This is a genomic window from Bacillus pumilus, assembly GCF_024498355.1.
GTDB classification, from domain to species: Bacteria; Bacillota; Bacilli; order Bacillales; family Bacillaceae; genus Bacillus; species Bacillus pumilus_P.
Window position 1 is genome coordinate 2,885,382 of sequence record NZ_CP101833.1, and the last position, 15,515, is coordinate 2,900,896.

The following is a 15,515-nucleotide window of genomic DNA, read 5'->3' on the forward strand; positions in this document are numbered from 1 at the left end:
CATCCACCTGTTTTCATTTATTCAGTTTCAGACTGCCCAAGGGTAATATCTAGATTTTTATTCTTCCCTTCACGGATGACGGTCATTGTGGTTTTATCGCCAATCTTTGTTTCTTTGTAAAGAATTTCTTTCAGCTGAGAGCTGTTCGCCACGTCTTTCCCTTTAAACTTGATGATCACATCTCCAGATTTCAAGCCTGCCTTTTGTGCAGGAGATCCTTTTGATACATCTTTTACGTAAATGCCTTTGCCGATTTGTTTATCAAATAATCCGAGCGTATTTTCCTGATACGTTTCAGGCACTTGCTCAAGGTCAATCATTTGTACGCCAAGATAAGGACGTTCGACTTTTCCATTTTTCAATAACTCATCTACAATCGGTTTCACATCGTTACTTGGGATCGCGAAGCCGAGTGATTCCACACCGCTTTCGCTAATTTTCAAGCTGTTGATACCAATGACTTGACCATTCGTATTGATCAGTGGACCTCCACTGTTCCCTGGGTTGATCGCTGCATCTGTTTGCAGCACATTCATCTCAACAGTACCAGATGATGTATTCGCTTCAACGGTACGGTCAACACCACTAATAATCCCTTCTGTCACAGTACCTGAGAACTGCGCACCGAGCGGATTTCCAATGGCGATTACTTTGTCTCCAGCACGAAGCTTAGAAGAATCACCAAAGCTTGCCACTTTATCAATACCGTCAGCGTTAATCTCGACAACGGCTAAATCAGTCATGACGTCACTGCCGACTAGCTTCGCTTCTTTTGTTTTCCCATCATAAAGCGTGACCTTTAATTTATTGGCACCCTCGACTACGTGGTTATTTGTAATAATGTACGCCTTCTTGCCATCCTTTTTAAAGATGACACCGGAACCCGTTCCAGCTTCTGCTTCTGTTGAATCACCGCTAAGACCGAACGAATTTTGTGTAGATTGATAGTTTGAAACCCCTACAATGGTCGGCTCTAAATCTTCTACCATATCAGCTACATTCGTGGCATTGGTGATTTGTTTTGTTGAGAAATTATCAGAGGTTGCCGGTTCACTTGACGCTGTTTGGGTTTGAGTGTTTGCGGCTGTATCCTGTGACTGCGGCAAAAGCGGCGTAATGCCAAGCACAAGACCTCCGCCAATAATCCCCCCAAGAATCGGGCTCAGCCATGCAGCCTTCCGTTTTTTCTCTTTTTTAGAAGCACGGTCATCCATCATTTGAGGAGATCTGTTTGTCACATTCTCCTGAGATGCAGATGTTTCGTTTTCATGTTGGTGAAAAACGAGTTCTTTCTCTTTTTGTGGTTCGTCTATTTGTTTTTCATTCTCTTGATGTGTTTCTTCTTGATGTGCGTCTTCTTGATGATTCATCTTTTTCTCTTCATCTTCTTTTCGGAAATCCATCGCTTGCACTCCTTTGCATCATTTTCATGACATGCTTCATTCATATGTGTAGATAGGACTCATGTCCTCTTAATGGCAAGATCATTGAAAATACTTTATGGCAATATGTCAAATTATATAATACTTATTCATAGAAAAAAAGCAAGGTGCGCACATTGGTGAAAAGCACCTATTCTTCAGCCTTTTGTCTATGCCCTTTTTTCCCTTGAGCTTATCATAATCAAACATTATGGGATAATGATGAGAAGAATATGTGAAATTGTGAAAAAAGCGTGTGATTGTTGACATGCCGCCTTTGTATCCCGTTATAATGACGTTGAGAGGATGTGGAAGACTTTGTCGTACACCATTTATTTAGTGGAAGATGAACAAAACTTAAATGAACTTTTAACCAAATATTTAGAAAGTGAAAATTGGAATGTCTCCTCTTTTTTAACCGGAGAAGCGGCACGTGAGGCAATGAACAAGCCGCCGCATCTATGGATCTTAGATATCATGCTGCCTGATACGGACGGCTACACACTCATTAAAGAAATCAAAGCTGCATCACCTGACGTACCGGTCATTTTCATTTCAGCTCGTGATGCAGATATTGATCGTGTCCTCGGCTTAGAGCTAGGGAGCAGTGATTACATTGCGAAACCATTTCTTCCGCGGGAGCTGATTATCCGGGTGCAAAAGCTGCTGGAGCTTGTGTATAAAAACAGTGGTGCCCCGCAGCAGCAAAGTATCACACCCGTTTCCTCCTATGTCATTCATGAGGATATAAGAGAGGTGTATGAAGGAGATCAGCTCATTAACTTAACTTCTAAGGAATTTGACTTGCTGCTCTTATTTACACATCATCAAGGACATGCTTTTTCCAGAGAAGATATACTCGTCAAGATTTGGGGACACGATTACTTCGGGACAGATCGTGTTGTCGATGACCTTGTCAGACGGCTGCGCAAAAAAATGCCTGATTTAAAAGTCGAGACCATCTATGGATTTGGCTATAGGATGCTAAAGGGATGAAGAACAAACCACTCGCTTTTCAAATTTGGGTCGTGATCTCCGGCATTTTGCTGACGATTTCGATTGTCCTGATCATTTTATTTTCAAACACATTACGCAACTTCTTCACGAATGAAATTTATAAAAATATCGAAAATGAGCAGCAAGTGCTGACAGAATACCCGTTGAACCGAGACGGCTCGCCAAAGTCGACACCAGAAAATCGCTCGGTTCAGCACATTCTGATCCCGTCTGATGAATTAAACCAAATGGCACAGTTTTTCCCGCATGCGTTTATTGAGAAGGTCCAATCCTTTGTGAAAAAACAAAAAAGCGCAACAAAACGCTATTCTGAAGAGGTCAATGGCCAGCATATCTTTTTTGTGATCAAAAAGGTATCAACAGGCAATACACAATATATTCTCCTGTCCTATGCACCAGACTCTTATCGAGACGACTTGTCCTTTACGCTGTTTAAACAGCTGATATTGATCTTAGGCACCGTTATTTTACTGAGCTGGATTCCATCTATTTGGCTTGCCCGCTACTTATCGCGTCCGATCGTTGCGTTTGAAAAGCACGTGAAGCGGATTGCACAAGAGGACTGGGACGACCCTGTGATCGTTGACCGGCAAGATGAGATCGGCAAGCTCGGTCACACCATTGAAGAAATGAGACAAAAACTCATTCAAAAGGATGAAACGGAACGAACACTTTTGCAAAATATATCACATGATTTAAAGACACCTGTCATGGTCATCCGCGGCTATACGCAGTCCATTAAAGATGGTATTTTTCCTAAGGGAGATCTTGAACAAACGGTGGAAGTCATTGAAGGTGAAGCAGAAAAGCTTGAGAAGAAAATCAAGGATTTGCTGTACTTAACAAAGCTTGATTATTTATCAAATCAACACCCCGCACATTCTTCCTTCCTCGTGAGTAATACGATGCTGGAAGTGGTCGACCGAATACGCTGGTCGAAAAATGAATTGCAGTGGAACGTGGACTTAGATGATGAGGCTACACTTGAAGGCGATCCAGAACAATGGAGCAAATTATTTGAAAATGTACTAGAAAACCAACTTCGCTACGCGAAAAGTAAAATTGATATTCATATGAAGCAGGAAGAGGATCAAATCCGCATTGTTATTCGGAATGACGGTCCTCCAATTGAAGAACATATGCTATCCAACCTATACGAACCTTTTAGTAAGGGAAAAAAGGGCGAATTCGGTATTGGGTTAAGCATTGTCAAACGAATCCTTTCAATGCATCAAGCGTCCATATCTATTGAAAATGATGATCTAGGTGTACGTTATACGATCACTGTTCCAAAGAAGAGACTGTAGGTTTTAGACCGCAGTCTTTTTTAGATGAATGAATACCCATTGAAATCACGGTATGTGGCTTTAATCTTCTTACCAGCTTGATACATCCATTTCTTTTCAATTGTGGTTTCTTTCGGCATTTTGACTTTTTCTACTTGAATCCCTTTTGTTCGCAAGCGTCTAATCATATCATCGATTTCTCTCATGGAACATCATCCTTTCACATATTTTGACCAGTTGGTCACCTTACTTTATAATATAAAGAATTACACTGTAAAAAACAAGTTACAATCTGATTAATTTTTGAAAAGTTTCGTCGTTTATGACCGATAAGTCACATCTCTTTGCGCACGTTTCCTCAGACATTTGTCTCTCGGTAAGAAAGGATGACATTCATATTGAAAAAGAAAGAAAAAATGATCATTGAGGCCGGCATGAAATTATTTGCCAGCAAAGGCTACAATACAACGTCTGTTCAGGAAATTGCGGATGAATGCCATATGTCAAAGGGTGCTTTTTATCTTTATTTTAAATCAAAGGAAGCACTGCTCATTTCGATCTTGCATTACTATTACGATAAGGTATTTACCCGGATTCATGAGGTTCAAACAGAGGGCGGCACACCAAAAGAAGCCTACCGCAAACAGCTCACTGTCTATTACGATAATATTTTGCAGCAAAAAGATTTTATTAAAATGCAGCTGAGCGATCGAGCTCTTCCATTGAATGAAGAAACGCAGCAGCTCGCAAAACAAATTAGGCTTGCAACCATCCAGCTTCACATTGATAACATTAAACAGGTGTATGGTGACGCAGCGATTCCTTATATGGCTGATCTTTGTTTGACGATCGAGGGCATGAGTCACGTTTATTTTGAGCTTGCGATTTTATATGATTTTCAGCTAGAGGCTGAAGAGCTTGCCACAACCATGATTCACCGTATCGATGATTTGATGGGCGGCATGATGAAGCGAAACGATAGTCCGCTCATTTCCGTAGATCAAGCGAGTGATTGGTTTGGTCCTATTTATGAACGGTCATTCGACCCGCTGACAGAATCTCTGTTAAAAGAATTAAGAGAGCTTGCAGAAGAACACTATGAAGTGAAAGACGAGCCTGATTTATTTGAAGCTCTCGGCATTTTAGAAAATGAGTTCAATAAACAAAAACCAAGACAAGTCATCCTGAAAGGCATGCTGTATCAACTGAAATTGCACGTGCCGCTCCAATCCATATCTGAGTCACTTTTGCGCATTTTGAAAGAGGATCATTTATAAAACCTAGGCAGCCCCTAGGTTTTAATTTTGTTCACCATATCTTTAAATTAAAAAAACCAGGGGCAGCCGCCCCTGGTTTCTTATTTTGCTTTCGGTGTCACCATTTCTTCTGGTTTGACAAACTGTTCAAACTGCTCTTCTGTTAAGAGCTCTAATTGAAGTGCCGCTTCTTTTAATGTTAATCCTTCTTTGTGAGCAAGCTTGGCAATTTTCGCTGCATTTTCATACCCGATGTGCGGGTTAAGTGCCGTCACAAGCATCAATGAATTATTCAGGTTTTTCTCGATTGTTTCTAGGTTTGGTTCGATTCCAATTGCACATTTGTCATGGAATGAGTTCATGCCGTCAGCCAGTAACTCAACTGATTGCAGGAAGTTATAGATGATGACCGGCTTAAATACGTTGAGCTCAAAGTTTCCTTGGCTTGCTGCAAAGCCGATTGTTGCATCATTTCCCATGATTTGCGCAGCAATCATTGTTAAAGCTTCACTTTGGGTTGGGTTGACTTTTCCTGGCATAATAGAGCTTCCTGGCTCATTTTCAGGAATGATTAATTCGCCAATTCCACAGCGAGGACCACTTGCAAGCCATCTCACATCATTGGCAATTTTCATTAAATCAGCCGCAAGTGCTTTTAAGGCACCGTGTGCATACGTAATTTCATCATGGCTTGTCAGCGCATGGAATTTGTTTGGTGAAGAATTGAAGGTTTGACCTGTCAGCTGGCTGATTTCTTCAGCGACATATTGTCCAAACTCAGGATGTGCGTTAATCCCTGTACCAACAGCGGTTCCGCCAATCGCGAGCTCTCTCATTTTCTCAGTTGATTCTAGAATCATTTCTTTCGAACGATCCAGCATGTAAACCCAGCCGCTAATTTCTTGACCAACTGTAAGCGGTGTTGCATCTTGCAGGTGCGTACGACCGATTTTGACGATCTGTTGATACGCCTTTGCTTTCTCATCAAGTGTTGCTCTTAACTGGTCAATAGCAGGTACTAATTTTTTGTATACAGCTAAAACAGCTGCCACGTGCATAGCCGTTGGAAATGTATCGTTTGAGCTTTGGCTGCGGTTCACGTCATCATTCGGATGAATGCTGAACTCACTATTTTTATCTTTCAAATAAGCAGTTGCTCTATTTGCAACGACTTCGTTCATGTTCATGTTACTTTGCGTTCCACTACCTGTCTGCCAAACAACAAGCGGGAAATGCTCGTCATACTTTCCGCGGATGATGTCATCACATACAGCAGCAATCGCTTCTGCTTTTTCACTTTCAAGGTTACCAAGACGTTCGTTGGCAATCGCTGTGCTACGTTTCAAAATTGCAAACGCATTCACAACTTCCTTTGGCATTTTCTCAGAACCGATTTTGAAATTTTCTTTGCTTCGTTGTGTTTGTGCCCCCCAGAACTTGTCCTTTGGCACCTTGATTTCGCCCATTGTATCTTTTTCGATTCTAAATTCCGTCATTATGTATCCCTCCATAGCTTCATCACTCAACTCTATTCTATACAAAAAACGAAAATCCTTTAAGCGTTTTCAATTAAAATTTTATCTTTATTTTAATTTTAGTTCAATATAAACGCGAACATCTTTTGAATATTTGTATTTTGGGTTCGTTTTTCCGTAATCTTTTGACGTATATGTCACCTCATAATGCTTGTCAAACGACTGTAGAATACGGTCGATCTCCTCTTTTGTTCCTGCTAAACGAATTTGTGCCATCTTGTTTCCTCCAAAACCCTCATTCTTTCTTTTACCACAAAATAATGTAACACAGAATATTGTTTTTTCAAGCAGGTAATGCTAAGAAAAAGATGTTGAGGCGGGTGATCCTTTTGAATCAGACTCCATTGAAAGAGCACTTATACGATAATCTCTCTGTCATTCTCCCGCAGTTAAAGGAAATGGACGATTTGATCCATGAGAAAAAAACATTACCTCACGGACAGGTTGTTTACTATTTATACATTAAAGAAATGAACGACACCATGCAGATTCAAACCTTCTTAAAGCTGCTGCTGCAAGATCATGAGTCTCTAACAAAAGAGAAGCTGGAATCCAATTTATCAATGATGACAACTCGTTCGGTGAAGACCTCTGAAGAATTGGTCGGTGCCATTTTTCAAGGGCATTGTGTGGTGTTAATCAATGGATTTCAGCACGCTTATATTTTAGAAACGAACGGAACGAAGAAACGTAGTTTAGGCGATTCTACATCTGAAACAGTGGTGAGAGGGCCAAAAATTGGCTTTATTGAAGATTTAGACACGAACTTAGCTCTCGTAAGACAGCGCTTGAAAAACCCTGATCTCAAAACAGTCGACATGAAGATCGGGCAAAAGAAATACACCCAAGTGACCATCATGTACATTGACGGTACTGTTGACACTTCTGTTTTAAAAGAGGTTAAAAAACGGCTCAAACAAGTCACCATTGATGATATACAAGACTCTGGCGTCCTTGAGGAGCTCATTGAAGACAATGTGTATTCTCCTTTTCCGCAAATTCAAAACACAGAACGGCCGGATAAAGTCGCGTCTGCTTTAAATAATGGTCGTGTCGCCATTTTTGTCGATCATTCACCTTTTGTGTTAATTGTGCCTGCTTCCCTCGCTACGATCATGCAATCACCTGATGATTATTATGAAAGATGGATCGCTGCCTCTCTCATTCGTTTGCTGCGTTTTACTTCCATCTTTCTTACGTTATTTTTATCTGCCATTTATATTGCTCTTGTGTCCTTCCATCAAGGTCTTTTGCCTACACCGTTAGCCATTTCCATCTCAAGCACAAGAGAAAATGTCCCCTTTCCACCTATTGTGGAGGCTCTCATCATGGAGATGACCATTGAGCTGTTACGGGAAGCTGGCTTAAGGCTGCCAAATCCGCTTGGTCAAACGATCGGACTTGTTGGGGGGGTTGTGATTGGACAGGCTGCCGTTCAAGCTCATATTGTCAGCTCGATCATGGTGATTATTGTCAGTGTCATCGCACTTGCATCCTTTACCGTTCCTCAATACGGGATGGGCATGTCATTTCGCGTGCTCCGCTTTGTGTCCATGTTTACTGCAGCTACATTTGGTTTATATGGGATTGTACTGTTTATGCTCGTACTACTTACACATTTGACTAGACAAAAAAGCTTTGGCACCCCATACTTCTCACCAGATTTTGTGTTCAGCTATAAAAACGAAGACAATTCCATCATTCGATTGCCTTTGAAAAACCAAAAGAAAGGAGAACGACATGGTCAATCATAAAGAGTCGATCACAAGCTATCAGGCAAGTGCCATTATTACGAATACCACTTTAGGCGCAAGTATGATGATTCTGCCAAGATCAATGGCTCAGGCTGCGCCTACACCTGACGGCTGGATTGCACTCTTATTGATGAGTGCCATTTACATTGTGTTTATTTTTGCGAATGTGCTCATGATGAAAAAGCTTCCCTTCTCCTCTTATTATGACTATACAAACGAAGGGCTTGGGAAATGGATTGGCGGCCTCGCCAACCTTTTGATCATTATTTATTTTCTTGGCGTCGCCAGCTATGAAGTAAGGGCCATGTCGGAGATGGTCAAATTCTTCCTGCTTCAAAACACGCCGACAGCCGTGACAATGATCAGCTTTATTTTGGTCGGCCTTTATCTCGTGATTGGCGGCATTGGTGATTTTGCCAGACTATGTCCTTTTATTCTCATTGTTACACTCATCATCTTATTTATTGCCTACGGACTCAGTGTACAAGAATTTAAGTTAGATAATCTCCGTCCAGTTTTAGGAGAAGGCTTCTCTCCTGTCTTCAATTCCTTCAATGCTTCGGCCATTTCGTTTGTCGGCATTGAAATGATGCTGTTTATGCCTGCCTATATGAATACTCAAAAACACACCTTCGCTTATGGAACAGTCGGCTTTTTGATTCCTGCGATCATTTATATTTTCACCTATATTCTTGTGGTTGGTGCGCTGACTGTAAAAGAAACGGCTACTTTGACTTGGCCGACCATTGCATTGTTTCAATCATTTGATATTCAGGGGATTTTTATCGAACGAATAGAATCCTTTTTGCTGATCGTATGGCTTGTCCAGCTTTATACAAGCTTTGTAGGGTATACATTTTTTGCTGCAATAGGTGTATCCAAGCTGACCAAACTTCCTAAAAAAGTCGTGCTCGCCTTGATGGGAATTGTCATCTTCTCTGCCGCTTTATTTCCAAAGGATGTTGATACAGTGCGTGATTATTTAACCTATGTGAACAACCTATTTTTCCTTTTATTCGGCATATTACCGTTTCTCTTATTCATCCTTGTGTTTTTCAAAAGGAGGCGGAAAGCAGCATGAAAAAGAAAGCCGCTCTTGCTTTCCTGGCGCTTATTCTATTAAGTGGATGCTGGGATAGTACAAATATTGAGGAGCTCAACATGGCAATTGGGTTTGCTGTAGATAAAGGAGATCACGGACATAAGCTAAAGCTGTCTATGCAAGTTCTGGTTCCACAAAAAATTGATCAAGAAACGAGCGTGAAAGACCCGACGAAGATCATTGAAACAAGCGGAGATTCCATACACCAAATTTTCCGCACAACTGCCCTGAAGAGTCATCGTATTTTCGCACAGCAGCTTCGAATTTATTTATTTTCTCAGGAACTCATCAATGAAAATAACTTCGATCTTGTGATCAATCAATTTATTCGAGACAATGAAACACGGAGAGGGAGTCTTGTCTTCATGACCTCAGAGAAGCCTGGAGACATGCTGAGAATCAGTGATGCCGGGCAGCCAGCTTCATCCACCCTATACGACATTTCAGGGAATACAAAAACGACCATTCGTATGTTCAAGCCGGTCTCGTTAGGAGATATTTCTTCTGCCATGCAAAACAACGTATCCTTTGCGCTTCCGAAAGTCAGTGTCGATCAGGGCAAATTAATATTGGACGGTGCCTCTATTATTAAAAATAGACGATTTCTCACCAACATCTCTCCGTTAGCGGTGCAGTCTTGTAACTTGTTGACTGGGGACGCAAAAGGCGGAGTCATTGAATTTGAATATGATCAAAGCATCTATTCTTTTGAGATTTTTAAACTTAAGCACAACATCGAGACCCATAAAACAGCCAATGGCAGATATCAATTTGATGTGTCAGTGGAGATTGATGGAAGATTGTCTGAGGATTGGAATGAGCGAGAGAACGCATTTAATGAAAAGTATCTTCAAGAGATTGAGGATGTCGTGGCACGCCGGTTAGAAAAAAACGTGAACAATTTCGTTGAGGAATTACAGAACGAGATCAAAGCAGATATTTGTGGATTTTATCAAAAAGCGAGTATTGCATACCCGAAGGACTTTCGAAAAGAAGCGAAGCATTGGGATGAGATTTTTAGTGAATCGGATATTCGTTACAAGGCAAATGTGAAAATCCGTGACTTCGGGACTAAGGGCGCAACACAATCCTTATAGAGTATGTTAAAATGGTAAGAAAAAAAGGGTGTCAATCATGAAACGAGCTTTACTTTCGGCCGGCATTCTATTTTTGATTCTAGGAATACTTCTGTTAATCGTTGTATTCATGCAGTCAAAAGAAGATTTCTTCATTGAAGCCGACAGCTTTTCGAGCACATTTTTGATCGTGATTTATTATGGACAAACCCCTGCGCTCCTTCTGATTGGAGGCGGATTATTCGTCGGACTTTCACAGATCATTGATTTGCAGGAGAAAAAAGCAGCAGTGGCAAAGGAGAGCGTAAAGCTATTATCCGAAATGAAGAAAACACTGGAAGACAAATCGGCCGAGGAGCAAGAGGCTTTTCCAGTTCCTGAGCTCCATCAACTATCCGAACGTCCGATCACAGGACAGAAGGACTAATTTACGCATGTTCTAGCAGCTTTCATTTGAAAGCTGTTTTTTTATTGAATCAGCTTATGGCGATGTGCATACACAGCCGCTTGTGTGCGATCTTCTACATCGAGTTTTGAAAGAATGTTGGTAATATGCGTCTTCACCGTTTTAATTGTAATAAATAATTCCTCGGCAATAACCTTATTCGATTTTCCATCCGCAATCAGCTTCAATATTTCCATTTCCCTTGCTGTTAATGTATCGTGCAGGATTGACCCATTTGATGAATGACGGAGTTTATTCATGACCTTTCCAGCCACTTTTGATTCAAGTCTTGGTTCGCCGATACTCGCAGACCTAATGGCATCAGCAATTTCTCCTGCCTTGGATGTCTTTAATAAGTAGCTCAAAGCACCAGCCTCAATGACTGGATAGACTTTATCATCATCAATAAAGCTCGTCAGAACGATAATTTTGGCATCTTCGATTTCCTGACAAATTCTTTTCGTTGCTTCGATACCATCCATTCCTTCCATCACAAGATCCATTAAAATCACATCTGGCTTTAGTTCAACCGCTAGCTCTACACCTTTTTGTCCATCTGACGCTTCACCGATGACTTCAATATCAGCCTGTGCCTCTAAAAAGGCGGCAAGCCCCATTCTCACCATTTCGTGATCGTCGATTAAAAGCACTCGAATCATCGAACGTTCTCTCCTTTTCCTTCATCAAAAATGGGAACCTTCACATCAATTTGTGTTCCTTTTCCTTCAAATGACATAATCTCTGCGACACCGCCCACTTCACTTGTTCTTTCTCGAATCGATTCAAGCCCGTAGGAGGCCGTCTTCACATGATCCGTTTGAAAACCGATACCGTTGTCGATGATCTTCAGCTGCACTTGCCGATTTCTAATAAGCAGACGCACGGTTACCTTTGTCGCCTTTGCATGACGAAACACATTTGAAAGGGCTTCTTGCACAATTCGGAATAGGTGGTCTTCCACCCCTTTAGATAACGGGACATCATCTTCGATTTCCCAATCAATATCAATCGGCTGCTTTGCCTGGAATTCATTTAGCAGTTCAATCAAGCCTTTTTTCAAGTCTTTTCCTTCAAGCGTGATCGGCCTTAGATGCAGAAGTAGTGCGCGCATCTCATTTTGTGCATCGCCAGCCATTCGTTCGACAAGACGCATTTGCTTTAAAATCTTTTCATCCTGTTCCTTCATTCCTTCAAGAATGGCAGAGGTCATCATGGAAATCGCAAATAACTGCTGGCTGACCGCATCATGCAGCTCACGCGCTAAACGCTGACGCTCTCCTGAGACAACCGATTTCTTCATTTGAACCTGCCATTCAGCCCGTTCATTTGAGAGCTTTTGTAAGGAGGCAACTTGCCCCTCAATCCGTTTCGCCATCTCATTTAATTGATCGGCCGCTAAGCCAATTTCATCGTCACCTAGAGACGGCAGCCTATACGCAAAGTTCCCATTTTCAAACTTCAAAATCGACTCCACAAGCTGATCCAGCCGTTTCTTATGCTGATAGCCAAACACATGCCCGGCAGAAACGCCAATGACAAGACTAATGATGAGTAAAATACAAAAAAACGGGATGCCGAACCACCGCGTAGACAGCAGGATCATGGGGTCAAGCTGATAATAAAAAAACATCGGTAGCGTCGTCATGATGACAACACCGAGCGAGATCCCAACTGCGAGACGAACAGATTGCCACTGGATGCCTAAATGCAGTTTCCTCATAAGTACCTCACATCCACATCCCCAATCAGTAGAGAAATGGAGATTTTCACTTTTCGCTTACTCTCATCGTAATCATTGGTCATCACATACACCTTACTGCCGAACCCGCTTCTTTTTTCATCAATGATTTTCATATCACCAATGGCAGCTGAAGCACTCACACATACTTCAATATCCTGCGGTACGTAAATATCCACATCTCCAATAAGTCCACTGATGACGATGGTGCTTTCTTCTTCCGCGATGATGGCCTTTGATAAGTCGATTTTGACATCACCAATAAAGCCCGAAATCGTCAAATCACTTAATTGAAACGGCTTTTTCATCAGTCTGACTTCACCGATAAAAAAGTCATGCTCTTTGTGCGGCTTTATCTGGCTTTTTGTTTTCTTTTGGTCGCTCTTTTTTTCAAGATTGACTTTCAGTGAATGCTTTTTCTCGTCTGATGTTTCCTTTTTATCGACATCAAAAACGGGTTTGTTCTTCAATAAGCGATAACCAGCATAGATCAAAAAGGCAGCAAATAAATATCCTGTTAAACTAAAAGTGATATTTAGCAGAAACTTCAAGAAGAGAAAGCCGGCAAAAATATAGGAAACTGAACCGAGCCAACGTTTGGATCGTGAGTGCAGCCAATATCCAGCTAGAGCAAAGAACACAGGCCAAAACAGATCTGCTCCGATCCCAATAATTTTGAGAAATAGATTAATACCAAAAATCACAACAATGATACCTAAAATTTGATTTCTTGAAAAACGCAGTTGACTCGCCTCCTTCCTTTCTTACGTTCATTACCGTAGTTTTAGGCTGCCACTTGTCATCTCAATATCAACTAAGTGTGTCCCTTTTCCCCGCGTACCTGTAAAGTCTCGACCTTCATTATCGGCTTGATCAAAGTTATACGAATGATCGACGCTTCCACTTGTTTTTTTCACTTGGACTTTGAAGTCTCCATCATCTGGCAAATTGAATTTCGCACTGCCTGATGTCATATGAAAGAAGACAGGTGAATCTATTGTATCAAAACTTGCCGTCAATCTACCGCTTGTCATGCTCAATTGCAGCTCCCCTTTGACATCTTTAATATCGGCACGGCCCGAAGTTGCACCAATGTCACTATCCTCCGCATTGATATGAGACACTGAGAGTCTGCCGGATGTAGCTTTGATTTCCACACGTTTTGCTGAGAAATTCTCGGCTGTGAGGTTACCGCTCGTTGATTTGAGCGTCACATCTTGAAGAGACAGCTTCCCTTCGCCATCTACCTCACTCACACCACCACTTCCACCCGTAATCTTCACATTTTTATGATAATTTGTTGGAATCTTCACTAAGAGTTCTCCTTTTTCAAATGAAGAGAAAAACAAGAACCCTTTATTTTCAGCACGGATTTTGAATGTACCGCCTGTTTGTTCCGCATACATCTTTCCTTTTCCATTGACAACAGACACGGAAATATCAGAACGATTTTCAGGCTCCACCTTTACGCGAAATTGAGAAAGAGAGATATCTAAATGATCAACCTCATCTTTTTTCGCTGAAGCTGATGTCACCGCTTTTTCACGGGAAAAACTCAAATGAAAGAGATCTCCATTTTTGAAAAGCATCCCAATTATTAAAAACACTCCTACAAGTATACAAATTAGACCGATTAACCGCTTCATTCATATCATCCCTTTATCTTTTGACCTTTTTATTATAAGGAAAAGCGAAACATAAAGAAATCAAATATCGGAAGAAAAAGCCTGCATTTCTTCCGACTTGACACATCTTCCTTATTTTGCTTTCTGCTGTTCAGGCTTCTTCTCCAGCTTGAGCTTCTGCCATTCTTTTTCAACCTCATCGGCATAATCTAGATGAGCATACGCACCTTGCTCTGCAAATTGTGCATAGCTGCCTGCTTTTGTCTCCATTTCTTCTATACGATTCTCCATTCGAAGAAATTCCTTATATGCACTTTCACTGTCTACTTTATTTATAGATTCGTTCATATGCTGCTTTGCCTGTGCGGCATTTGCTCTTGCAATGAGTGCTTGCTTCTTGTCTTTAATATCACGCAGCTTCGTTTCTAAATGCTGCAATTGTTCTTTCAGCTCTTTCAATTGTTTCACAGATTGCTGGTAGGCATCCTGATACTCCTTATGCTTTTCTTCAAAATACTTCATTTCAGTGAGCGCTTTTCGTGCAAGCTCTTCTTCTCCCGCATGAAATGCCAGCTCAGCCTGCTTCTTTCGCTTATCAGCAAATGCTTCTGTCTCATCTGCTTGACGCAGGAAGCCTTGCTGAATCGTTTGCTGTTTGATGATCGCATGTTTCGCTTTGGCAATATCGTCCTCCATATCACGAACGTATTGATTCAGCATCACACGTGGATTCTCCAGTTTATCTAAGCCTTCATTGACGGTTGCAACAAACATATCTCTTACTCTTCTTAATACCATTTAATATTCCTCCCTTTATTTTTTCTTTAAAAAGTCTTCCCATTCTTGATCAAATGACGTATGGATGGGTTCTTCCATGTTCGGTGCCGCACCCGGCTCCCCATATGATCTGCCTGATGATTCTTTAGCTGATTCACCATTTACCATCGTCCAGCCAAAATAGAGAAGTGCTCCAGCAAATGCAATTCCGAGTAAAAATGGCAGAGATTGCACAACGAGCAGCACACCGATGACAGCTAGAATGACACCTGCGGTTTTACTGCCTTTATCATATTTTTTTACGCCTACATAGATGAGCCACGCCCCAATAAGAGTTGGGATCAGCCCTCCTAGTGAACCACCAAAGAAGATGGATAAACCGACAAACATAAGAATCGAACCGATGATTGTTTTACTTGTTATTTTCATCTTCATGCCTCCTTTCTTGCTCCTTGCTTTTACTATAGTCAAAAAAGAAAGCTA

At 41.3% G+C, this 15,515-nt stretch carries 17 protein-coding genes; 7 read left to right on the forward strand and 10 right to left on the reverse strand.

The annotated features are described in order from the left end of the window. Positions 1 to 17: 17 nt before the first annotated feature. A complete protein-coding gene (locus NPA43_RS14835; protein WP_230030761.1) occupies positions 18 to 1,403 on the reverse strand; it encodes a S1C family serine protease in 1,386 nt (461 codons plus the stop codon). A gap of 336 nt (positions 1,404 to 1,739) precedes the next feature. Here NPA43_RS14835 and NPA43_RS14840 point away from each other — a divergent pair, with 336 nt between their 5' ends. Both NPA43_RS14840 and NPA43_RS14845 read left to right on the forward strand, forming a co-directional pair. Beyond that, complete coding sequence (locus NPA43_RS14840; RefSeq protein ID WP_099726996.1) at positions 1,740 to 2,417, forward strand: response regulator transcription factor; 678 nt, start codon at positions 1,740 to 1,742, stop codon at positions 2,415 to 2,417. Beyond that, positions 2,414 to 3,745 (forward strand): HAMP domain-containing sensor histidine kinase, encoded by a 1,332-nt coding sequence (locus tag NPA43_RS14845; RefSeq protein ID WP_099726995.1) that lies wholly within the window; start codon positions 2,414 to 2,416, stop codon positions 3,743 to 3,745. The genes NPA43_RS14840 and NPA43_RS14845 overlap by 4 nt, the downstream gene beginning before the upstream one ends. 20 nt (positions 3,746 to 3,765) lie before the next feature. Here NPA43_RS14845 and spxO read toward each other — a convergent pair whose 3' ends face one another. Next, positions 3,766 to 3,930 carry an anti-adapter protein SpxO gene (spxO, locus tag NPA43_RS14850; RefSeq protein WP_003212782.1) on the reverse strand — a complete coding sequence of 55 codons (165 nt, stop codon included), beginning with the start codon at positions 3,928 to 3,930 and terminating at the stop codon, positions 3,766 to 3,768. A gap of 192 nt (positions 3,931 to 4,122) precedes the next feature. On the opposite strand from spxO, the gene NPA43_RS14855 reads away from it, so the two are divergent. Continuing rightward, a complete protein-coding gene (locus tag NPA43_RS14855) occupies positions 4,123 to 5,001 on the forward strand; it encodes a TetR/AcrR family transcriptional regulator (RefSeq protein WP_256499005.1) in 879 nt (292 codons plus the stop codon). A gap of 80 nt (positions 5,002 to 5,081) precedes the next feature. Here NPA43_RS14855 and fumC read toward each other — a convergent pair whose 3' ends face one another. Further along, positions 5,082 to 6,476, reverse strand: a complete 1,395-nt coding sequence (fumC, locus tag NPA43_RS14860) for a class II fumarate hydratase (protein WP_256499006.1) — start codon at positions 6,474 to 6,476, stop codon at positions 5,082 to 5,084. A gap of 87 nt (positions 6,477 to 6,563) precedes the next feature. Further along, on the reverse strand, positions 6,564 to 6,731 hold the full coding sequence (locus NPA43_RS14865) for a YvzF family protein (RefSeq protein ID WP_003213147.1): 168 nt from the start codon (positions 6,729 to 6,731) through the stop codon (positions 6,564 to 6,566). Between the two features lie 113 nt (positions 6,732 to 6,844). On the opposite strand from NPA43_RS14865, the gene NPA43_RS14870 reads away from it, so the two are divergent. From NPA43_RS14870 to NPA43_RS14885, 4 genes are read left to right on the forward strand one after another with little or no spacing between them, the layout of a single operon-like run. Beyond that, a complete protein-coding gene (locus NPA43_RS14870; RefSeq protein ID WP_099726991.1) occupies positions 6,845 to 8,269 on the forward strand; it encodes a spore germination protein in 1,425 nt (474 codons plus the stop codon). Next, positions 8,256 to 9,350 (forward strand): GerAB/ArcD/ProY family transporter, encoded by a 1,095-nt coding sequence (locus NPA43_RS14875; RefSeq protein WP_249704900.1) that lies wholly within the window; start codon positions 8,256 to 8,258, stop codon positions 9,348 to 9,350. Before NPA43_RS14870 ends, NPA43_RS14875 begins: the two co-directional genes overlap by 14 nt. After that, entirely contained in the window at positions 9,347 to 10,468 is a 1,122-nt protein-coding gene (locus tag NPA43_RS14880) for a Ger(x)C family spore germination protein (protein WP_230030758.1), read from the forward strand. The genes NPA43_RS14875 and NPA43_RS14880 overlap by 4 nt, the downstream gene beginning before the upstream one ends. A 37-nt stretch (positions 10,469 to 10,505) precedes the next feature. Further along, positions 10,506 to 10,874, forward strand: coding sequence for a hypothetical protein (locus tag NPA43_RS14885; protein ID WP_099726988.1), 369 nt, complete (start codon positions 10,506 to 10,508; stop codon positions 10,872 to 10,874). Positions 10,875 to 10,915: 41 nt separating this feature from the next. On the opposite strand, the gene NPA43_RS14890 is transcribed toward NPA43_RS14885, so the two are convergent. The 6 genes from NPA43_RS14890 to NPA43_RS14915 form a co-directional block, all read right to left on the reverse strand. Then, complete coding sequence (locus tag NPA43_RS14890; RefSeq protein ID WP_099726987.1) at positions 10,916 to 11,551, reverse strand: two-component system response regulator LiaR; 636 nt, start codon at positions 11,549 to 11,551, stop codon at positions 10,916 to 10,918. Next, positions 11,548 to 12,612, reverse strand: coding sequence for a two-component system sensor histidine kinase LiaS (liaS, locus tag NPA43_RS14895; RefSeq protein WP_099726986.1), 1,065 nt, complete (start codon positions 12,610 to 12,612; stop codon positions 11,548 to 11,550). Before liaS ends, NPA43_RS14890 begins: the two co-directional genes overlap by 4 nt. Next, positions 12,609 to 13,373 carry a cell wall-active antibiotics response protein LiaF gene (gene liaF, locus NPA43_RS14900; RefSeq protein ID WP_256499686.1) on the reverse strand — a complete coding sequence of 255 codons (765 nt, stop codon included), beginning with the start codon at positions 13,371 to 13,373 and terminating at the stop codon, positions 12,609 to 12,611. The genes liaS and liaF overlap by 4 nt, the downstream gene beginning before the upstream one ends. A gap of 30 nt (positions 13,374 to 13,403) precedes the next feature. Beyond that, entirely contained in the window at positions 13,404 to 14,276 is an 873-nt protein-coding gene (liaG, locus tag NPA43_RS14905) for a LiaG family protein (RefSeq protein WP_443111546.1), read from the reverse strand. Positions 14,277 to 14,387: 111 nt separating this feature from the next. After that, complete coding sequence (gene liaH / locus NPA43_RS14910; protein WP_230030756.1) at positions 14,388 to 15,053, reverse strand: stress responsive protein LiaH; 666 nt, start codon at positions 15,051 to 15,053, stop codon at positions 14,388 to 14,390. Between the two features lie 15 nt (positions 15,054 to 15,068). After that, the gene (locus tag NPA43_RS14915; RefSeq protein WP_230030755.1) at positions 15,069 to 15,461 is read right to left on the reverse strand and encodes a hypothetical protein; all 393 of its coding nucleotides are present in this window, start codon (positions 15,459 to 15,461) and stop codon (positions 15,069 to 15,071) included. Positions 15,462 to 15,515 lie beyond the last annotated feature (54 nt).

Excerpts from the sequence above, each read along its gene's own strand:
- NPA43_RS14835 (WP_230030761.1), bottom strand. The coding sequence starts at position 1,403 with ATGGATTTCCGAAAAGAAGATGAAGAGAAAAAGATGAATCATCAAGAA.
- NPA43_RS14845 (WP_099726995.1), top strand. The coding sequence starts at position 2,414 with ATGAAGAACAAACCACTCGCTTTTCAAATTTGGGTCGTGATCTCCGGC.
- spxO (WP_003212782.1), bottom strand. The coding sequence starts at position 3,930 with ATGAGAGAAATCGATGATATGATTAGACGCTTGCGAACAAAAGGGATT.
- fumC (WP_256499006.1), bottom strand. The coding sequence starts at position 6,476 with ATGACGGAATTTAGAATCGAAAAAGATACAATGGGCGAAATCAAGGTG.
- NPA43_RS14865 (WP_003213147.1), bottom strand. The coding sequence starts at position 6,731 with ATGGCACAAATTCGTTTAGCAGGAACAAAAGAGGAGATCGACCGTATT.
- NPA43_RS14875 (WP_249704900.1), top strand. The coding sequence starts at position 8,256 with ATGGTCAATCATAAAGAGTCGATCACAAGCTATCAGGCAAGTGCCATT.
- NPA43_RS14880 (WP_230030758.1), top strand. The coding sequence starts at position 9,347 with ATGAAAAAGAAAGCCGCTCTTGCTTTCCTGGCGCTTATTCTATTAAGT.
- NPA43_RS14885 (WP_099726988.1), top strand. The coding sequence starts at position 10,506 with ATGAAACGAGCTTTACTTTCGGCCGGCATTCTATTTTTGATTCTAGGA.
- NPA43_RS14890 (WP_099726987.1), bottom strand. The coding sequence starts at position 11,551 with ATGATTCGAGTGCTTTTAATCGACGATCACGAAATGGTGAGAATGGGG.
- liaS (WP_099726986.1), bottom strand. The coding sequence starts at position 12,612 with ATGAGGAAACTGCATTTAGGCATCCAGTGGCAATCTGTTCGTCTCGCA.
- liaG (WP_443111546.1), bottom strand. The coding sequence starts at position 14,276 with ATGAAGCGGTTAATCGGTCTAATTTGTATACTTGTAGGAGTGTTTTTA.
- liaH (WP_230030756.1), bottom strand. The coding sequence starts at position 15,053 with ATGGTATTAAGAAGAGTAAGAGATATGTTTGTTGCAACCGTCAATGAA.
- NPA43_RS14915 (WP_230030755.1), bottom strand. The coding sequence starts at position 15,461 with ATGAAAATAACAAGTAAAACAATCATCGGTTCGATTCTTATGTTTGTC.